Raw genomic sequence first — 18,192 nt, 5'->3', positions numbered from 1 at the left:
GCGCGGCGACCAGCGCGATGGCGCCGATGCAGAGCGCGACGGTCAGCGGGCGGCGGCGGGCGGGCGTGTCGATCATGATGTTGGCGATCCTCGATTTCAGCGTCCGGCTGTCGGCGGCCATCGGCAGGGAGGCGACCGGGGCCAGCAGGGGCGCGGGATGCGCGGCCAGGCGCACCAGGGTGCGGGCGTAGAGGGCGCGGTCGACGAAGCCCAGCGCGGCGGCGTCGGCGGCTTCCTCCGAGCGTTCACGCAGGACGGCGTGCAGGCGCCAGACCAGCGGGTTGAACCAGAAGATCGCCACCACGACCCGCGAGATCAGCAGGAAGATCCAGTCATGACGGCGCAGATGCGCCAGCTCGTGGGCCATGATCGCCGGCGCGGTGTGGCGCTCGGCCAGGGTGGCGGGGTCGATCAGGATGGCCCCCGGCGCGACGCCCCAGCTCAAGGGGCCGGCCACGCGATCGGTGCACACCAGGTTGGGGCGGTCCGCCGGCGGCAGGTCCTCGATCGGCGCCAGCCAGGCGGAGCAGGTGACCGGCTCGGCCTTCCGGGTCCAACGGGTCAGGGTGCGCAGACCCAAAGCCAAACGCCCGCTGATCAGGGCCGCGCCCAGCAGCCACAGGCCGCCCAGGATCGCGCCCGGGGTCATCCAGGCCGGGGCGGAGGCTTCGGGGAGGGGCGGCGCGATCGGGGCGTTCTGGAGGGCGATGGGGGCGTCCGCGAGCGGCGGCAGCAGCGCCAGCTCGATCTGCGGCAGGGTGTTCATGATCACCGGCAGGGCCAGCAGCAGGCAGATGGTCCCGCGCAGGATGTCGACCCGCTCGACCGGGCGCTGAGTCAGGTGACGCGAGGCGGCCAGGCCCGCGCCCGTGACCAGGCTTGACTTGACCAGCAGCGAGATCAGCAGCGTCCAGGTCATTGCCTGTCCTCCCCACCCTTGGTTTCCACGGCCTTGTCGATCATCGCCTCGAGGGCGGCGGCCTCGTCCGGCGTCAGCTTTTGGCCCAGGCCCAGCAGGGCGCTGGCGGCGCTGGCGGCCGAGCCGGCGAAGAAGGTGTCGATCAGCCTGCGCAGGGCGCCGACCGCGACGGTCTCGGTGGCCTGGGCGGGGCGATAGGCGACGCCGTGCGCGCCGGGCGAGCGCTCGACCAGCCCCTTGTTCTCAAGGCGCGCCAGAAGGGTGCGAACGGCGGAGTCGCTCAAGGGATCGGCGAGGGCGGCGCGGACCTCGGCGGTCGTGCCGGTTTCGAGCCGGCACAGTGTCTCGAAGACCTCGCGTTCGCGGCGTGGCAGGGCGTCGATCAAGGGCGGCCTCCGCTGGCTGGTTCGCTACAGTCGTAGCGCTACATTTGTAGCGACGAAAGTGAACTCGTCGTAATGCGGAGGTCGACGAGGCAAGACGGGGCGGCGTTCGGGGGAGCGCCGCCCCGCTCACCCTCAGGCATGCTCCAAAGTGCGCGCCTGTGGCTGGTGGGTGTCGAGGGCCGCGTCCGGATTGGCCATCTCGGTCACCGCATTGGCGAAGCTCAGATATTCGGCGGCGAAATCCAGCGGCAGGATCTCGACCAGCCAGGCGTTCTCGACCCACACCTCGATCACGTGGAAATGGCCGCCGCGATCGCAGACGAAGGCGTCCCAGCCCTTGGCGGCCGCGCGGTCCAGAACCGCCTGGCGCTCCATCGAGACGCTGAGCGCGAAGTGGGTCGGCGAGCGGCGCTCGGCGGCCTCCGCTTGACGCACGAACACCGCGCCGGGATCGCCGTTCGGGACCATGACGCTGCCGGCCGGATAGATTTCGATGGCGGTGCCCATGTCGTCGGCCTTGAACACCATTTGGCTACCCGGATTGGGTGTGAAGTCGACGGCGACGCCGCCCATGATGTCGGCGAAGAATTCCGCGACGCCTTGAGGGTCTATGGCGCTGACGGAAAGATGATGGATCACGATATACCCCTGATGACTGGGCGCAGCGGGAATCACGACGCGCGACAACGGTCGCGCGCCTGGGTCTAGGCTCGCCAATTGATGTTTAAAAAACGGCGTTACGCGCCGGAGCGGCGGGGTTTACGGGCGCTGATCTTGCCGCTCAACTTACAAGACCTTCATGACTTCGAATTAACCTTGAGCATGACGGGCCGGCGCCGCAGGCGGCGCCAGCCGAGGCCGCCCGCCCCCGGCTTCACTTGATCCAGGACAATGTTAGCGAACGGCGTCGGTGGCCTACCGAAGCCGGAGGCGTTTTATGCGTATCGAGTTCCTTGAAAGCCTGCCCAACGTCGTGGCGGCCCTGATTGTGATCGGCTGTATCGCGTCGATCTTCGGGTTTCGGGTGCGGAGGCCCGCAAGGTCTCGAACCGCGGCGGTCCCTACTGCGCCGCAGGTCGACGAGAGCGCCATCCCGGAGCGACCCGACCTGGACCGGCCCACCTTTGGTCAGTCCGCCCAGGAGAGGCTGACGCCTCAGCTGAACGCGCTGGCCGAACGCGCCCGCGCGCACGGGTTCGAGGCGCGCTATGAGGTGAGCGGCGAAGGCGAGGCGGCCAAGCACCGCCTGGAGATCAAGCGCCCGGATCACCCCGCTGGCCAGCCGCTGCCCTACATCGCTTTTTCGGCCGGCGAAGCAGGTCTGGTGGACGTCATCTATGGCGGGATGTTTCCCGGGCCCATCGATCACAATGGGGCGGACACGGAAATCGATTGGCGCACGGTCCGCTGGGATCAGGTCGACAACGTCCTGGCGACCTTCGCGCACAAGGTCTTCGCGCGGTTCGACTAGTCTTCCAAGTCGGGCTTGTGCATCCACGAACGGAATCCGCCGTCGTGCGCGCGCGCGAGGACGACCGCCTCCCTGGAAAGCTGTCTTAGGGCCGCGTTGGTCAGAGGCTGTTCGCGCCTCAAGAACACCCTGCCGTCCTCGGTTGTCTTTACGACGCGCCATCCAGGGAAATCCAGGCGGCCAGCGAGCCGCTCCGGAGGAACATCGATCCTGATCTCGACCTCATGCGCCTTGCGCCGGTCCAGACCTGAACTGGCGCGGAAGGCCCAGAACGGCGAGCTCGGGCGCCAGAGTTTCAGGATCGCGCGCCTAAGATCCGGCGGATAGTTTGAGAGAGGACCCATGCCTCACGATAGCTCGCGGGCGTAAAGCGGCAAGTGCTCCGGCGAGGCCCCGGGCGCTAGTCGCGGATCGCGATCAACGACTTGGTGACGACCAAGATCTTCTCATCCACATGCCGGGCGTCGGGGAAGAGGAACTTGAACTGGCCCTTGTCCAGCAGGCGGGCGTGCTGGACCGCGCGCATCGCCTCGCCCATGTCGGCGGCCTTGGGCCACCAGCCATAGCCCCGCTTCAGCAGCATGCGGGCCCGCGCCTGCTCCGAGCGCCAGTGGAAGAACGGCGCGGAGAAGTGCGGCTCGATCGGGAACCAGAAATAGGGCGTTTGGACGTAGTAACGCGGCGCAAGGCGGCGGCATTCGCGGGCGAAGGCCTCCATGCGCGGCCAGTCGCCGACGTGCTCGACAACCGAGTTCGAATGGACCAGGTCGAAGCTGAGATCGGCGTGGTCCGAGAGATCGCAGGCGTCGCCGACCACGGCGCTGAACAGCGGATCGTCCACCGTGAACGGCTGCGGATTGAACAGGCTGACATGGACCTTCCGCGACGCCAGGAAGTCGTGGTCGAACAACAGCCGCCAATAGGCCGGCTCGCCGCCCAGGTCGGCGATGCGGCACTGGCCGCGCTCGGCGAAGGTCTTCTCGATCAGGGCGACGACATGCGCGGCCCGCGCGCGGCGGAACCGCGTCGCCAGCGAATTGGCGCTGCCGGTTTCCTGAAGCGCGTGAATGAGGCTCATGCCGTGGATATGGGCCAAGCGACTTGAGATTTCCTTTCCATCCGACCTTCCCGGCGAATGCCGGGACCCAGATCGAAGTCGAAAGGCTATGTGGGTTTGGTGATGCGGCTGAGCGCGAGCACCCAAACCTCTCCTGGTGAATCTGGGCCCCGGCGTTCGCCGGGGAGATCGGGATCTAAAATCTAGAACCCGGCGGCCTTGCGGCGCAGGCCCAGCTCGTCCAGCTGAGCGGCTTCGAAGGCGCCCTGCTTCTTGGCGGCCAGCACCTTGGCCTGCTCGGCGACGTGCTCGTACTTCTTGAGGTTCTCGAAGGCTTCGGCCAGGGCGTCGCGCGCGCCGACCTCTTCCTCTTGGCAGAGCTCGATCTGGGCCAGCATCTCGGCGCGACGGCGCTTATGCCCCTCGCGATAGCCGATCATGTACCAGCCAGCGTTAGCGTCGCCCTCGGCCCGCTTGGCTTCGGCTTCCGCCTCGGCGTCCAGCATGGCCACCCGCAGTTCGGCCGCGGTACGGCGCTCGACGATCTCGGCGAGGCGCTTTTGCAGGGTCTCGACCTCGTGGGTGGAGATGCGGATCAGCGAGGCGGCCCACTTGGTCATCAGTACTCACTCTGCAGGATCTGGCCCAGCATGCCGAAGGAGTCGTCGAGACTGGTTGCCTCTTCCTTATCCTGGCTAAGGAAAGCCTCGATGGCGGGGTTGAGACGGATCGCGCGGTCGACCACGGGGTCGGCCCCGGCGCGATAGGCGCCGATGCGGATCAGCTCTTCCATGTTCGAATAGGCGGCCATCACCTGGCGCGCGCCCTTGACGATCTCGCGCTCGTCCGGGGTCTGGCAGCCGGGCATGGTCCGGCTGATCGACTTCAGGACGTTGATGGCCGGGAAGCGGCCGCGCTCGGCGATGGCGCGCTCCATGACGATGTGGCCGTCGAGGATACCGCGCGTGGCGTCGGCGATCGGCTCGTTGTGGTCGTCGCCGTCCACCAGCACGGTGAACAGGGCGGTGATCGGGGCGGCGGTGGTGCCGTCGGCGCGGATCGGGCCCGGCCCGGCGCGCTCCAGCAGCTTTGGCAGCTCGGTGAAGACAGTGGGCGTATAGCCCTTGGTGGTCGGCGGCTCGCCGGCGGCCAGGCCGATCTCGCGCTGGGCCATGGCGAAGCGGGTGACCGAGTCCATCAGGCACAGGACTTCCAGGTCCTGGTCCCGCATGTACTCGCTGATCGCCAGGGTCATGTAGGCGGCCTGGCGGCGGGTCAGGGCCGGCTCGTCCGAAGTCGCCACGACGACGACGGCGCGGCGCAGGCCTTCCTCGCCCAGGGTCTCCTCGACGAACTCGCGGACCTCGCGGCCCCGCTCGCCGATCAGGCCGACGACGACGGCGTCGCAGGTGGCTTCCTTGGCCAGCATCGAGAGCAGCACCGACTTGCCGACGCCCGAGCCGGCGAAGATGCCTAGGCGCTGGCCCCGGCAGGTGGTGGTGAAGACGTTCATCGACCGCACGCCCAGATCCAGGCGCTCGCCCACCCGGCCGCGGGCGTGGGCCGGCGGCGGGGCGGTCTTCAGCGGATAGGGGACCTCGCCCTGGGGCAAGGGGCCAAGCCCGTCGATCGGCTCGCCGAAGGCGTTGATGATCCGGCCCAGCCAGGCCTTGGTCGGGCGTACGACGGCGCCTTCGGGAACGATGCGAATCTCCGCGCCCGGCGCGACGCCCTCGACAGGGCCGAACGGCATCAGCAGGGCGCGGGTCTCGCGGAAGCCGACGACCTCGGCGGGCAGGGCCGTCTGGCCCAGGCGCTCGATCTCGACCCGGGCGCCGACGGCCAGGCGAGTCAGGCCGCCGCGCGCCTCGATCAGCAGACCGTTCACGGCGGCCACGCGGCCATAGACGGTCAGCGGGTCGATACGTTCGACGGCGGCGATGAGACTACGCAAGCTGGACCCCGATACCCCTGCGGCGGCGCCGAGCTTGGCCGTTGCCTCCGTGTCGCCACAGTCGGGCAACGTGGTTAACCAGGTATGAAATCAGCGCCCGGGTGCGACGTCTTTGGGTGCGACCAATTGGTCGGTGAAGAAGCGGACGACGGCGGCGTTGAAGTCGCGGTGGAAGGCCTGGCGGTCGAAGCCCGGCGCGCTGGCGCACAGATGGGCCAGGTCGACGGGCGGCGTCGTGGCGCAGGGCGCGAGGAAGTCGAAATGCCCGGCGTTCGCAACCACGCGATAGTCGTGCGGACGCTTGAGGTTCCGATGCACGGCCTCGGCGTAGTCGTCGCCGGGCAGGATCTGGTCGTCGGCCGCCTTCCAGAGCTGGACCGGCGCGGTGATCCCCCTCAGGCCATCCTCGCCGAAAGTGAAGCCCAGCGCCGGGGCGGCGGCGACCACGGCCTTGATGCGCGGATCGTGGACCCAGGGCGCGGTCAGGGCCCCCGCCGGCGCCGGCCGGCTGGCGGTCAGCTTGCAGTCGAAGTTGTTCGGAGCCGCGCGGCAGTGGTCGGCCATCCGCGACAGGTCCGGCTCGCCGCCCGCCGCCGCCAGCACCGTGAAGCCGCCGGACGAGAAGCCGAAGGCGCCGACGCGGTCCGTATCCAGCTTGGCCTTCAGGGGCGAGCCGTCCAGCATCCAGCCGATCAGGGAGGATACCGCGGCCGGGCGATCGGTCATGGCCGTGGCCCGGCTCTGGTCGCGATAGTTGTCGCCGGGATGGGTGAGCGCCGCGACCACGAAGCCGGCTTCGGCCAGGGCCTGGGCGGTGTCGGCGTGGCCGGCGAAGGAGCCGCCGTTGCCGTGCGACATCACGATCAGCGGCAGGCGCTCGCCGACGATCGGCGCGCCGGCGGCGACGGTCTGGGCGTTCAGGCCCAGGCGCATCGGCGAGGGCGCGGCGTCGGTCGGATACCAGACCCCGACCTCGACCGGCGGCGCGTCGGGGCGGGGCTGCTTCAGCACCATGAAGCCGGCGTTGGCGGCCAGGGCGGGGGTGGCGGCCGCCGTCAGCAGGGCGGCGGCGAGGAGGGCGCGGAGCGACATGACGGTCCTTCGAGCGGATGACGATGTCGCCGCTTTCGCCGTCGGTACGGGTCTTCGCCAGCGCCGCTGCGCGAATGGGCGAACGGGTTCGCGGGCGGGCGAGCGGGCGCAGGCTGGCGACTCCGCCAAAGCTGGCTCTATACGAAGGACATGACCGCCGTCCGCACCATGCCGCCGCTGCTGGGAACCGCCCGCGAATGGGCGATCGACTTGGCCGTCGCCGTCGGCATCGGCGTGCTGCTGGGGCTGATGGGGCCGTTCGGCAGCTTCTTCAATGGCGGAGTCCCGGTCCGGATCGCCTACTGGGTCGGCAGCGTCGTCACCGGCATGGCGGTGATCAGCGGGCTGGCGCGGCTGGGCCTGGCGCTCGCCTGGCGTCGGGATTGGCCGCACTGGGCGGTGTTGCCGCCCGTCGTGCTGATCGGCGCCTTGCTGCAAGGCGCGCCGCTGCGCCTCGTGGCGATCGCCCTGTGGCCGGAGATCGGCCGGCTGGTCACGCCGCTGGCCTGGTACGGCCAATGCGTGGCGATCACGACGCCGATCGTCCTGGCCTACTATTTCATCCGCATCCGCCCGCTCGCGCGCGCCCACGCGCGCGAGGCGCTGGTCCCGGTGGCGGCGCCCGCCGCGACCATCGATCCGGGCACCGTCCTCTATCTGAGGATGGAGGACCACTATGTCCGGGTGCGCACCGAACATGGATCCAGACTCGAAATGGGGCCGCTGGCGCGGGTCACCGCCGGGCTCGCGGGTCTCGAAGGCCTCCAGACCCACCGCTCCTGGTGGGTGGCGCGGCGGGCCATCGTCGGCGTCGAGCGCGACGGCCGGAACCTGCGCCTGCGCCTCGTCGACGGTCAGACCGCCCCGGTCAGCCGCGCCTCGGTCGCCAAGCTGCGGGCCGCAGGATGGCTGGCGGACGAAAACTTGATCTGAAACGCCGCGTCGCGGCGTCGCAGGTTTCGGATCGGCGACGATGAGAAGAGCGCTGGCGGCCTCAAAGCAACGGCCAGAAATCTCGCGACAGAACGCCGCAATAGCAGCTTGGCCGCCCTGTGCTACGACCTCGGATTAACGGTTGCGGATGGTCGGTGACGCTTGGCGGTTATCGGTTTCCGACCTTGGCGAGCCCATTTTGGAAGGCCCGGAAACGCTGGGTGCGACGCCTGCGACCAATGTGCCAAAGCGTCAGCGGACGGCTTGCACCCGATTCGCAAATCAGATTAACCATTCGACCAACACGAACATTCACCATTAACCAGTCTTAAATTAACTCTCCGGCAGGATGGTCGAAGGGTTTAACCGGCGGTCATTCCGCCAAGACGTCGAATTACGCCTGAATGGCGTGGAGGGGCTCATGCGCGTACTGTTGATCGAGGATGACAGCGCGACCGCGCAGACGATCGAATTGATGCTGAAGTCCGAAGGCTTCAACGTCTATACGACCGATCTGGGCGAGGAAGGCGTGGATCTGGGCAAGATCTATGACTACGACCTGATCCTGCTGGACCTGAACCTCCCGGACATGAGCGGCATCGACGTTCTGCGCACCCTGCGGGTCGCGAAGATCAACACGCCGATCATGATCCTGTCGGGCTCGTCGGAGATCGACACCAAGGTCAAGACCTTCGCCGGCGGCGCCGACGACTACATGACCAAGCCCTTCCACAAGGACGAAATGATCGCCCGCATCCACGCGGTGGTCCGTCGCTCGAAGGGTCACGCCCAGTCGGTCATCAAGACTGGCGACATCGTCGTCAACCTCGACGCCAAGACCGTCGAAGTGAACGGCAACCGCGTGCATCTGACCGGCAAGGAATATCAGATGCTCGAGCTGCTCTCCCTGCGTAAGGGCACGACCCTGACCAAGGAAATGTTCCTGAACCACCTGTACGGCGGCATGGACGAGCCCGAGCTGAAGATCATCGACGTCTTCATCTGCAAGCTGCGCAAGAAGCTGGCCGCTTCGGCGCACGGCAAGCACCACATCGAAACCGTCTGGGGCCGCGGCTACGTCCTGCGCGACCCGAACGAGCAGATCAACGCCGCCTAAGGCGACTCACTTCAGTAAGCGTACCCAAGACGCCCGCCGGAAACGGCGGGCGTTTTCTTTTTAGGTCAAAAGCTTAGCTTGCCACTCGCTCCGCCCCGTGACAAATCGACCGAAGCGCCGAATAGTCCTTGCCGCCGGTGACCGGCGTGACCATGGTCCGGCGCGGGCGCCGGGGGGCTTCCCGGCCGTACGCAACTGACTTGCGCGGCGTCGATATCGACGGGGGCACGATGCAGGAATTCGATCCGCGACGCAGCGCCACGCGCTGGGCGCCGAGGCTCTTTACCGCCGTCGCCGGCCTGGCCGCTCTGGGCCTGGGTCTGAAGCTGACCGCCGACGACGTGAAAGCCCCCGCCGACAAGGCGGCGCTGGATCCCGCCGCCCTGGCCGCCCTGCAGCACGTCGCCTTCGCCGGCGCCGAGGCTCAGCCCGGCTTCGAGCGTCCGGAGAACGTCGAAGTCAAGGTGCGTCCAGGCGAGACCCTGCTGGGCGCGGTGCAGCGCGCCGGCGTGACGCCTGAAGAGGCTCGCCAAGTCGTCTCGGTCCTGCAGGGCGCGATCGACACCGTCAACATCAAGGCCGGCATGGCCTTCGAGACCGCCATCGCGCAACGTCGGGACCAGCGGGGCCCGGCGCGGCTGATCGGCCTGTCCATGCGGGCCAGCCCGTCCTCGACCCTGACCGTCTCGCGCACCTTCGACGGCGCCCTGCGCCTGCGCGAGCTGGAGGAAAAGGTCCGCGACGAGAAGAAGGTCGCGTGCGGCGAGATGAACGGCTCGTTCTACGAGAGCGTGGCCAGCGTCGGCGGCACCCCGCAGGTGATCAGCCAGGCGGCCAAGCTGTTCTCGCACAAGATCGATTTTTCGCGCGACATCCAGGAAGGCGACCGCTTCTGCCTGGTGTTCGAGCGCAAGGTCACCGAGAGCGGCCGTACGATCGAGGCCGGCGACCTGGAATACGCCGAGGTCAAGGGCCAGAGGTTCTACGCCTTCGACCGCCGCGACGGCGAGGGCAAGCCGCAGTTCTTCGATGAGCTGGGCAAGAACATCAAAGGCTTCCTGCTACGCACGCCGGTCGACGGCGCGCGGATCACGTCCCGCTTCGGCATGCGCAGGCACCCGGTGCTAGGCTACACCCGCGCCCACCAAGGCGTCGATTTCGGGGCGGGCACGGGCACGCCGATCCTGGCCGCCGGCGACGGCGTGGTGCTGGAGGCCCGTCGTTGGGGCGGCTACGGCAACTGGCTGCGCATCCGCCACTCGGGCAATTGGGACACCGGCTACGGCCACATCTCGCGCTACGCCCCCGGCATCCGGCCGGGCGTGAAGGTCCGCCAGGGCCAGGTGGTGGCCTATGTCGGCTCCACGGGCCTCGCGTCCGGCCCGCACCTGCACTACGAGATCTGGCAGCGCGGCCAGCGAGTCAATCCGATCGGCGCCAAGGTCCCGCAGGGCACGGTGCTGGCGGGCTCGGAACTGGCCGCCTTCAAGTCGCGGAAGGCTCGCATCGACCGCATGCTGGCCGATGGCGGCGCGGTGCTGGACACGCCCAGGCTGGCGAACCTGGACGGCGGCAAGGGCGAATAGAATTTGATCTGGCGCTAGGCGCGGTCGCGGTCGGCGGGAGAAGCTTGAGCTTAAACGCTCTGGGAGCTTCGACATGGCCAGCCCGCCCAAGCCTCGCAGCAACCCGGCTCTGCGCTTCGCGGCTGTTCGCCGTATTCACACCTATCTTGGCCTGCTGATCGCGCCCAGCGTGCTGCTGTTCGCCCTGACCGGCGCGCTGCAGATCTACAAGCTGCACGAGGCGCGCGAGGGTTACGTCCCGCCGCCCGTGGTCGAGAAGCTGGGCATGGTCCACAAGGTCCAGGCCTACAAGGCGCGCGGCAAGCGGCTTGGCCCGCCCGCCGCCGAAGCGGCCAAGGCGGCGCCGGCGACCGCGAAGGCGCCTGAGGCCAAGGTGCCCGAGGCCAAAACCCCGGCCAAGCCCAAGCTGGCCGTGACGCTGCTGAAGGCGATCTTCCTGCTGGTCTCGATCGCCCTGGCCGCCGCCACCGTGCTGGGCGCCTGGATGGCGGTCGCCTATGGGCGCGAGAAGACGCTCTCCTGGATCCTGCTGGGTGTCGGGACGGTGATCCCGGCGGTGCTGATCGCCCTGTCGGCCTGACCTGGGGTTTGAGCGTTCTTCCCACGCGTTCTTCTTGCGGCGGTTAGAGGTGACGTAGCGGAAACCTTATTCCTCTGGATGTCGTGGAAATTTCATCTTTAGAACGGCCCGTATCGCGGTGCAGGCCGTTCATAGTCTACATCTTGTTTACTTTAAGGCCCTTAGTCTCCTCCTGACAGGAGACCCGTATGTTTCGACGCAAGACCGAAGACACCGCTCGCCAGGACGTGGCCAATTTCATCTTCGAGAATTCGCCGGACTGCTACTACGTCATTGAGAATGGCGTGATCGTCGACTGCAATCCGGCGATGGAGCGGCTGATGGGCTGCGCGCGCAAGGATCTTCTGGGCGTCACGCCAAGCCGTCTGTCGCCCGAGCTGCAGCCGTGCGGCGGTCGATCCGAGGATCTGGTCGTCTCGCGGATTCAGGAAGCCTTCGCCAAGGGCTACATCCGTTTCGAATGGCTGCACCAGCGGCTGGACGGCGAGCTCCTGCCGGTGCTGGCCACCGTCATCCCGGCCAAGATCGGCGGCCGGGATGTCCTGATCGCCTTGTGGCAGGACTATCGCGACACCGTCGCCATGCGCGAGGCGCAGGCCAAGGCGCGCGAGGCCGAGCAGCACGCCGCCGCCGAGCAGGCCGAAGTGGTCAGTCAGCTGGCCCAGGGGCTGAAGGCGCTGGCTGACGGCGACCTGCGCGTTCAGATCGACACCCGTTTCTCAGCCGCCTACGAGCAGCTTCGCGCCGACTTCAACTCCGCCGCCTCGGCGCTGGAGAGCGCCGTCGCCCAGGTCTCGGCCGGGGTGAAGACCATCACCGGCGGCGCCAACGAGCTGTCGTCGGCCGCCTACGACATGTCGCGCCGGATCGAGCAGCAGGCCGCCAGCCTGGAAGAGACCGCCGCGGCCCTCGACGAGATCACCGCCACCGTCCAGCGCACCGCCGAGAACGCCAAGGAAGCGGCCGAGGTCACCACGGCCGCCCGCGACGCGGCCGAGGCGGGCGGTTCGGTCGTGCGCCAGGCGACCGAGGCCATGTCCAGCATCGAAGGCTCCTCGCGCGAGATCGGCAACATCATCGGGGTGATCGACGAGATCGCCTTCCAGACCAATCTGCTGGCGCTGAACGCGGGCGTCGAAGCGGCGCGGGCCGGCGAGGCGGGCCGCGGCTTCGCCGTGGTCGCCCAGGAAGTGCGGGCTCTGGCCCAGCGCTCGGCCGACGCGGCCAAGGAGATCAAGCAGCTGATCGGCAAGTCGACCAGCGAGGTGGCCGAGGGCGTCGGGCTGGTCGAGCAGACCGGCCAGGCGCTGCAGAAGATCATCGAGCAGGTCGGGGCCGTCAGCCGGCTGGTCGCTGACATCGCCAGCTCGTCGCGCGAACAGGCCACGGGCCTGCGCGAGGTGAACACCGCCGTGAACCACATGGACCAGGCCACGCAACAGAACGCGGCCATGGTGGAGCAGTCGACGGCGGCCAGCCAGTCGCTGGCCAAGGAGGCGGCCGACATCGCTCAGCTGGCCGCGCGCTTCCAGCTGCGCCAGGACGCCGGCTCGACGGGCTGGCGCGCCAGCCGCGCGGCCTGAGGGGCTATTCCACCCCCGCCACGGCCAGCAGCGCCGCCAGGCCCACGCTCATGCCCTTGACGGTCGGAGCTTTCTCGGTGTCGATCCACTCGTCGAGGGCGTGGGCGCGACCGCCCAGGAAGCCCGCGCCGATGGTCAGGGCCGGCACGCCCAGGCTCATCGGGATGTTGGCGTCCGTCGAGCCCGCTTCTCGCACGGGCTTGTAGCCCAGGGCCGTGATCGCCGCCTGGGTCAGGACCGAGATCTCCGCCGTCTCGGGCGTGGCGCCGGCCGGACGCTCGCCGATCACCTTGGCCGTGTAGCTGACCGCGCCCGCGCGCGTCGAGCGGGCGGCGTTCTCGCCGGCCACGGCCTTGTCGAGAATGCCGATCAGCGTCTGGTCCAGCTTGGCGAGCTCGGCCGCGCTTTCCGAGCGCATGTCGAACTCCATGAAGACGTCGTGCGGGATCGAGTTCACCGAGGTGCCGCCGCCGGTGACGCTGGCCGAATAGGTGGTCTTGGGACTCTTGGGCGGCTGGACCGCGTAGAGGTCGGTCACGGCCTTGGACATGGCCGCCATCGGATTGACGATGCCGAACGCGCCGTAGCTGTGGCCGCCCGGACCCGAGAAGGTCACGCGGTAGCGCTTCGAGCCCGTACCCTGATCGACGATCTGTTCGGGATTGGCCCCGTCCATCGAGAAGAAGGCGCTGATCCGGCCCTTGTAGGGGCCCTTGTTGAACAGGTAGCGGACGCCGCGCAGGTCGCCCGGACCTTCCTCGCCGACATTGCCGACGAACAGGATGTCCTTCTTGGTCTTGATCCCCGCCGCGTCCATGGCCCGCAGATAGGCCAGCAGGGTCGAAAGAGCCCGGGTGTCGTCGCCGATTCCCGGGGCCATCAGCTTGGTCCCCTGACGCTTGACCGTCACGTCCGTGCCTTCGGGGAAGACGGTGTCGAGGTGGGCGGCGATCACCACGAACGGGCCCGCGCCCTTGGTCGCGGTTCCGGGGCGCACGCCCATGACGTTGCCCTCGGCGTCCATCTCGACGTTGGTCAGGCCGTGCGCCTTCAGCATCTCGAGATAGGCCTTGGCCCGCTTTTCCTCCTTGAAGGGCGGGGCGGGGATCTCGGTCAGGGTGATGATGTCGGCGACCGTGCGGTCGAAGTCGGCGTCCAGCTTGGCGACGGCCGTCTTGAAGGCGGGCGAGGCGACCAGCTTGCCGACGGTCTTGGCTGGGTCAGCCTTGGGCGCCGCGATCGCGGGCGCGGCCGTCAGGGCCAGGGCGAGGGCGGCGAGGGAAGCGGCGTGGCGAAGGGTCATGGCGGCGTCCTGAACGAATCCTGGACCTAATCCCTATCCGATTTCCCCGGCGAATGCCGGGGCCCAGATTCATCTCGAACGATTGGGGCGCGCGCGCCTACGCACTGTGCGAACTTAGCTCACACCGTGGGTTCGATCTGGGCCCCGGCATTCGCCGGGGAGGTCGGAGTTCAGACCTTCAGCGCCGCCGGGCCGCCCATCCACGGGTCACTGATCGAGTCCTTGCCCGTTTCGATGCGGCCCGAGACGCGCCGCAGCCAGGCCGGAGCGCCGTCGAGGCGGGCGGTGACGTCGTACCAGCCCTGACGGGTCGGCAAGACCTTGGAGCGGGTCTCGCCCGGCGCCAGGGTCACCTTCAGGCTCTCGCCGTCCAGGACGTCCACGGTCAGGGCGCGCGGCGCCTGACCGTTGTTGACGGCGCTGACCCGGAGCGCGTCGCCCTCGGGGCGGACGGTGATCTCGACGCCTTCGCTGGTCCCCGCGAACCGGCGGTGAAAGCCGTTCGGGCCCAGCACCCACAGGTCGTAGGCGCCGGCCGGCCAGGCGTCCTCCAGGCTGGTCCCGGGCGCCAGGGTGTAGCGGCGCGGAACCGTCTCCAGCCGCAGCTTGTCATAGACGTGCAGCACGGCGGCGTGCGCGCCGGTGTTGGCCAGCTTCAGGCGCGCGGCGCCGTCGCGGACCTCGGCGTCGACGGCCAGGGCGTAGGGCAGGGCGCGCGAGGGCCGCGGACCCATGGCCTGAACCGGCGCGACCACGGTGGTCGGCGTGGGCGGCTTGGTGCGGCCAAGCCCATTGGCGCGCTTGGCGGCGTCGGCCGTCGGCGGCAGCGGCGCGAACGGCTTGGCGTTCGGCGTCTTGAAGTCGAAGCAGGTGGTCAGGTCGCCGCAGACCGCGCGCCGCCAGGGCGCGATGTTCGGCTCCATCACGCCAAAACGCGCCTCCAGGAAGCGGATAACGGAGGTGTGGTCGAACACCTGGCTGTTGACCCAGCCGCCGCGGCTCCACGGCGAGATGACGTACAGCGGCACGCGCGGACCCAGGCCGTAGGGACGGCCCATCAGATCGTCGCGTTCGGACTTGGCCTCGGTCGGGTTGCGCACGTGGTGGTGCATGCCCGTCTCGTCGACCGTCGAGCCGCCAAGCGGCTTGCCATCGGCGCCGCGCGAGGCGGGCGAGGGCGGCGGCATATGGTCGAAGAAGCCGTCGTTCTCGTCGAACATCACCAGCAAAACCGTCCGCGCCCAGACCTTGGGATCGGCGGTCAGGGCGTCCAGCACGCGGGCGGTGTAGTCCGCGCCTTGCGCCGGGCTCGACGGACCGGGGTGCTCGGAGTCGGCGGCCGGAGCGATGACCCACGAGACCTGCGGCAGGCGGCCGCCCACGACATCCTCGCGCAGCTTGTCCAGGTGCCAGGTCGACAGGCCTAGCGTCTTCAGTGTCTGATCCGAACCCGGCAGGTCCTTGTAGGCGTCGCGATAGGCCTTGAACCCGGCCAGCGGGTTGTCGGTGAAGTTGTCGGCCATGTCCTGGTAGATGCGCCAGGAGACCCCGGCCTTCAGCAGCCGCTCGGGATAGGTGGTCCAGCTGTAGGACTCCTTGGCCCCGCCCTTTTCGGCGAAGTTGTCGTGGCTGTTCGAGATCGACGGGCCGCCGGCCTTGCCGAACGGGTCGTTGGTCCCGGTCCACAGGAACAGGCGGTTGGTGTTGGTGCCCGTCTGGGTCGCGCAGTGATAGGCGTCGCAGAGGGTGAAGGTCTCGGCCAGGGCGTATTGGAACGGGATGTCCGCGCGCTGGAAATAGCCCATCGACCAGGGATGCTTGGCGTCCGGCCAGCGGTCCATGCGGCCCTGGTCCCAGGCGTCCTGGGCGTCGGTCCAGCTGTGCGGCGTGCCCTCGACCCGCATGTGAGCGAAGGTCCGGGCGCTGTTCAGGGGGAACGGCGCCAGCAGCTTGTCCTTGTCATAGGCCTGGACGAAGACCGAGGCGTCCTTGCGGCCCGCCGCGTCTCGCACCGGGACCGGGAAGCGGTCGCCAAAGCCGCGCACGCCATTCAGCGTCCCGAAATAGTGGTCGAAGCCCCGGTTCTCCTGCATCAGGATCACCACGTGCTCGACGTCCTGGATCGCGCCGCTGCGGACGTCGGCGTCGATGGCGGCCGCGCGCGCCAGGGCGGGCGGCAGGGTCAGGGCGCCGATGGCGGCCAGCAGGCCGCGGCGATCGATCTGGGGCATGGCGGAACTCCGGTAAGCTGAGGCCGGAGGTAGCACGACTTCTTTTTCAGCTGTGTGACAACTGGACTAGACCAGATGTTTGCCTTGGGACTTGGCGCCCCCTCCGTCTCGTCGCTTCGCGCCGATCCAACTCCCCCGTTTCACGGGTGAGGAGGAAGTGGCTCCCTCCTGCCCCGCTTGCGGGGGAGGTGGCGCGGCGCCGACAGGCGACGTGACGGAGGGGGGCGCTAAAGAATTCAATCAAACACGATTACCGATCGCGCCAGCTCGCCACGCTTCAGCTCGTCGAAGGCCGAGTTGACGTCCTCCAGCTTGATCCGGCGCGAGATCAGCTCGTCCAGCTTCAGCTTGCCCGACATGTAGAAGTCCACCAGCCGCGGCATGTCGACCGGGAAGCGGTTGGAGCCCATGTAGCTGCCCTGAATGCGGCGCTCGCCCAGGAAGTCGGGGCCGTGCAGCTCGATCTTGGTGCCGACCGGGATCATGCCGATGATGTTGGCCGTGCCGCCGCGCTTGAGCATCTTGAACGAGGCCTCGGCGGTGGCTTTCAGGCCGATGGCCTCGAAGCTGTGCTGCACGCCGCCCCCGGTCAGCTCGATCACCGCCTTGGCGATGTCGTCGACCTGCGAGCCGTCGATCACGTCCGTCGCGCCGAAGGTCTTGGCCAGCTCCAGCTTGGCGGGCACGCGGTCGATGGCGATGATCCGGCCCGCGCCGGCGATCGCCGCGCCGTTGATCGTCGCCAGGCCCACGCCGCCGCAGCCGATCACCGCCACGGTCTCGCCCGCTCGGACGCTGGAGGTCTGGATCACCGCCCCGACGCCCGTCGTCACGGCGCAGCCGATCAGGGCGGCGCGGTCGAACGGCATGTCCTTGCGCACCGCCACGCAGGCGTGCTCGTGCACCAGCATCATCTCGGCGAAGGACGACAGGTTCAGGAACTGGGCCATCGGGCCGCGCTCGCCGCCGAGATCCTCCTTGAAGAGGCGCGGTTCCTCGCCCTTGCCGCGGCGGGTCTCGGGACTGATGCAGAGGTTCATGTGGCCGGTCAGGCAGACCTCGCAGTGGCCGCAATAAGGGTTGAGGCAGGTGATGACGTGGTCGCCGACCTTGACCGTCCGCACTTCCGAGCCGACCGCCTCGACAATCCCGGCGCTCTCGTGGCCCAGCACAGCGGGCAGGGGGTGGGGATAGGAGCCCTCGACGAAGTGCAGGTCGGAGTGGCAGACGCCGGCGGCCTTGGTGCGGATCAGCACCTCGCGCGGGCCAGGCTTGCCGATGGCCACGGTCTCGATCTCGAGGGGCTTGCCCACCTCGCGCAGAACAGCGGCCTTCATGCTCGTCTCCCTCTTGCTTGGCGCGACACTAGCGTCCCGCTCGGGGCGAGCGGAAGAGGGAATTCGAACAAATGTTTGGGCGCGCCTTACTCGTCCCGCAGCTCCAGCGCGGTATAGGGCCGCTGCTGGCGCTCTATGCGGATCAGGTCCAAGACGCTGATCACCTGCTTGGCCCGCCAGGCGCTCATCATGTAGCCCACCGGCGCGGCGGTTAGGGTGAGGGCGATCCACAGGGTGATATTCTGGTGCGCCCTCACGAAGCTCATCAGATCGGCCCCGGCCAGTTCGGCCACCAGGGCGAGGATCGACAGCGGCACGGTCAGGTAGCCCACGATCACCACCCTCAATAGCTGGTCTTGCCGACGCGCGTTCAGCGCCGCCATCGCCGTGAGCCCATCGAACAGGTCGTCGCTCACCCCCTCGAGCAGGGCGAAGGCCTTCAAGGTCGAGGGATTGCGCCGAAAGCCGCTGATGAAGTCCAGGCCCATATAGCCCCAGGCCCCTGGCGTGACGAAGCTCTCGGGGATCAGGGCCCAGGTTGGAAACAGGCGGTGCAGCGAATGCCAAAGCCGCCAGAGGTCCGCGGGCTCGCCCCCGTTACGCTCAACTGTCTCGCCCACGATACGCGACCCCGCTCCGACTC

The 18,192-nt window shown here is 68.5% G+C and carries 16 protein-coding genes and 2 pseudogenes; 7 read left to right on the top strand and 11 right to left on the bottom strand.

What is annotated here, in order from left to right:
• The 3 genes from AX690_RS06570 to AX690_RS06560 all read right to left on the bottom strand — a co-directional run.
• On the bottom strand, positions 1 to 919 hold a 919-nt coding region (locus tag AX690_RS06570; protein WP_197426801.1), incomplete at its 3' end, for a M56 family metallopeptidase.
• Complete coding sequence (locus AX690_RS06565) at positions 916 to 1,305, bottom strand: BlaI/MecI/CopY family transcriptional regulator (protein ID WP_066681669.1); 390 nt, start codon at positions 1,303 to 1,305, stop codon at positions 916 to 918. The genes AX690_RS06570 and AX690_RS06565, both read right to left, overlap by 4 nt.
• A 132-nt stretch (positions 1,306 to 1,437) precedes the next feature.
• Positions 1,438 to 1,944, bottom strand: coding sequence for a hypothetical protein (locus tag AX690_RS06560; RefSeq protein ID WP_066681685.1), 507 nt, complete (start codon positions 1,942 to 1,944; stop codon positions 1,438 to 1,440).
• A 298-nt stretch (positions 1,945 to 2,242) separates the two neighbouring features.
• Between AX690_RS06560 and AX690_RS06555 the strand changes: the two genes are divergently transcribed.
• Positions 2,243 to 2,776, top strand: coding sequence for a hypothetical protein (locus AX690_RS06555; RefSeq protein ID WP_066681667.1), 534 nt, complete (start codon positions 2,243 to 2,245; stop codon positions 2,774 to 2,776).
• Positions 2,777 to 3,176: 400 nt separating this feature from the next.
• On the opposite strand, the gene AX690_RS06545 is transcribed toward AX690_RS06555, so the two are convergent.
• From AX690_RS06545 to AX690_RS06530, 4 genes are all read right to left on the bottom strand, one after another.
• Complete coding sequence (locus AX690_RS06545) at positions 3,177 to 3,872, bottom strand: class I SAM-dependent methyltransferase (protein ID WP_231732135.1); 696 nt, start codon at positions 3,870 to 3,872, stop codon at positions 3,177 to 3,179.
• Between the two features lie 164 nt (positions 3,873 to 4,036).
• Positions 4,037 to 4,453, bottom strand: a complete 417-nt coding sequence (locus tag AX690_RS06540; protein WP_066681659.1) for a flagellar export protein FliJ — start codon at positions 4,451 to 4,453, stop codon at positions 4,037 to 4,039.
• A complete protein-coding gene (gene fliI / locus AX690_RS06535) occupies positions 4,453 to 5,787 on the bottom strand; it encodes a flagellar protein export ATPase FliI (RefSeq protein ID WP_066681656.1) in 1,335 nt (444 codons plus the stop codon). Before fliI ends, AX690_RS06540 begins: the two co-directional genes overlap by 1 nt.
• 90 nt (positions 5,788 to 5,877) lie before the next feature.
• Positions 5,878 to 6,879 (bottom strand): CocE/NonD family hydrolase, encoded by a 1,002-nt coding sequence (locus AX690_RS06530; RefSeq protein ID WP_066681655.1) that lies wholly within the window; start codon positions 6,877 to 6,879, stop codon positions 5,878 to 5,880.
• Between the two features lie 150 nt (positions 6,880 to 7,029).
• On the opposite strand from AX690_RS06530, the gene AX690_RS06525 reads away from it, so the two are divergent.
• From AX690_RS06525 to AX690_RS06505, 6 genes and pseudogenes are all read left to right on the top strand, one after another.
• Positions 7,030 to 7,812: a LytTR family DNA-binding domain-containing protein gene (locus tag AX690_RS06525; RefSeq protein WP_066730307.1), complete on the top strand. Its 783-nt coding sequence runs from the start codon at positions 7,030 to 7,032 to the stop codon at positions 7,810 to 7,812.
• Between the two features lie 421 nt (positions 7,813 to 8,233).
• Complete coding sequence (gene ctrA / locus AX690_RS06520; protein WP_066681652.1) at positions 8,234 to 8,929, top strand: response regulator transcription factor CtrA; 696 nt, start codon at positions 8,234 to 8,236, stop codon at positions 8,927 to 8,929.
• Positions 8,930 to 9,159: 230 nt separating this feature from the next.
• Positions 9,160 to 10,515 carry a M23 family metallopeptidase gene (locus tag AX690_RS06515; protein WP_066681678.1) on the top strand — a complete coding sequence of 452 codons (1,356 nt, stop codon included), beginning with the start codon at positions 9,160 to 9,162 and terminating at the stop codon, positions 10,513 to 10,515.
• A 73-nt stretch (positions 10,516 to 10,588) separates the two neighbouring features.
• Positions 10,589 to 11,095: a hypothetical protein gene (locus AX690_RS06510; protein WP_066681649.1), complete on the top strand. Its 507-nt coding sequence runs from the start codon at positions 10,589 to 10,591 to the stop codon at positions 11,093 to 11,095.
• Positions 11,096 to 11,283: 188 nt separating this feature from the next.
• Positions 11,284 to 11,655, top strand: a pseudogene (locus AX690_RS24215) (PAS domain-containing protein); the annotation flags it as partial.
• 12 nt (positions 11,656 to 11,667) lie between these two features.
• Positions 11,668 to 12,678: pseudogene (locus tag AX690_RS06505) on the top strand (methyl-accepting chemotaxis protein); the annotation flags it as partial.
• A gap of 4 nt (positions 12,679 to 12,682) precedes the next feature.
• Here the strand turns inward: AX690_RS06505 and AX690_RS06500 are convergent.
• The 4 genes from AX690_RS06500 to AX690_RS06485 all read right to left on the bottom strand — a co-directional run bounded on the left by AX690_RS06500 (position 12,683) and on the right by AX690_RS06485 (position 18,169).
• A complete protein-coding gene (locus AX690_RS06500; protein ID WP_197426800.1) occupies positions 12,683 to 13,981 on the bottom strand; it encodes a M20/M25/M40 family metallo-hydrolase in 1,299 nt (432 codons plus the stop codon).
• Positions 13,982 to 14,151: 170 nt separating this feature from the next.
• Positions 14,152 to 16,212 (bottom strand): phosphocholine-specific phospholipase C, encoded by a 2,061-nt coding sequence (locus tag AX690_RS06495; protein WP_066681643.1) that lies wholly within the window; start codon positions 16,210 to 16,212, stop codon positions 14,152 to 14,154.
• 236 nt (positions 16,213 to 16,448) lie between these two features.
• On the bottom strand, positions 16,449 to 17,549 hold the full coding sequence (locus tag AX690_RS06490) for a Zn-dependent alcohol dehydrogenase (RefSeq protein WP_066681640.1): 1,101 nt from the start codon (positions 17,547 to 17,549) through the stop codon (positions 16,449 to 16,451).
• 86 nt (positions 17,550 to 17,635) lie between these two features.
• Positions 17,636 to 18,169 carry a hypothetical protein gene (locus tag AX690_RS06485; RefSeq protein ID WP_066681637.1) on the bottom strand — a complete coding sequence of 178 codons (534 nt, stop codon included), beginning with the start codon at positions 18,167 to 18,169 and terminating at the stop codon, positions 17,636 to 17,638.
• Positions 18,170 to 18,192 lie beyond the last annotated feature (23 nt).

The organism is Caulobacter sp. CCH9-E1 (assembly GCF_001556515.1).
Lineage (GTDB): Bacteria > Pseudomonadota > Alphaproteobacteria > Caulobacterales > Caulobacteraceae > Caulobacter.
This window is presented reverse-complemented; position numbering and strand designations above follow the sequence as displayed.

Coding starts and splice junctions, on each gene's coding strand:
- AX690_RS06515 (WP_066681678.1), top strand. CDS start 9,160: ATGCAGGAATTCGATCCGCGACGCAGCGCCACGCGCTGGGCGCCGAGG.
- AX690_RS06495 (WP_066681643.1), bottom strand. CDS start 16,212: ATGCCCCAGATCGATCGCCGCGGCCTGCTGGCCGCCATCGGCGCCCTG.
- AX690_RS06500 (WP_197426800.1), bottom strand. CDS start 13,981: ATGACCCTTCGCCACGCCGCTTCCCTCGCCGCCCTCGCCCTGGCCCTG.
- ctrA (WP_066681652.1), top strand. CDS start 8,234: ATGCGCGTACTGTTGATCGAGGATGACAGCGCGACCGCGCAGACGATC.
- AX690_RS06555 (WP_066681667.1), top strand. CDS start 2,243: ATGCGTATCGAGTTCCTTGAAAGCCTGCCCAACGTCGTGGCGGCCCTG.
- AX690_RS06490 (WP_066681640.1), bottom strand. CDS start 17,549: ATGAAGGCCGCTGTTCTGCGCGAGGTGGGCAAGCCCCTCGAGATCGAG.
- AX690_RS06510 (WP_066681649.1), top strand. CDS start 10,589: ATGGCCAGCCCGCCCAAGCCTCGCAGCAACCCGGCTCTGCGCTTCGCG.
- AX690_RS06540 (WP_066681659.1), bottom strand. CDS start 4,453: ATGACCAAGTGGGCCGCCTCGCTGATCCGCATCTCCACCCACGAGGTC.
- AX690_RS06530 (WP_066681655.1), bottom strand. CDS start 6,879: ATGTCGCTCCGCGCCCTCCTCGCCGCCGCCCTGCTGACGGCGGCCGCC.
- AX690_RS06525 (WP_066730307.1), top strand. CDS start 7,030: ATGACCGCCGTCCGCACCATGCCGCCGCTGCTGGGAACCGCCCGCGAA.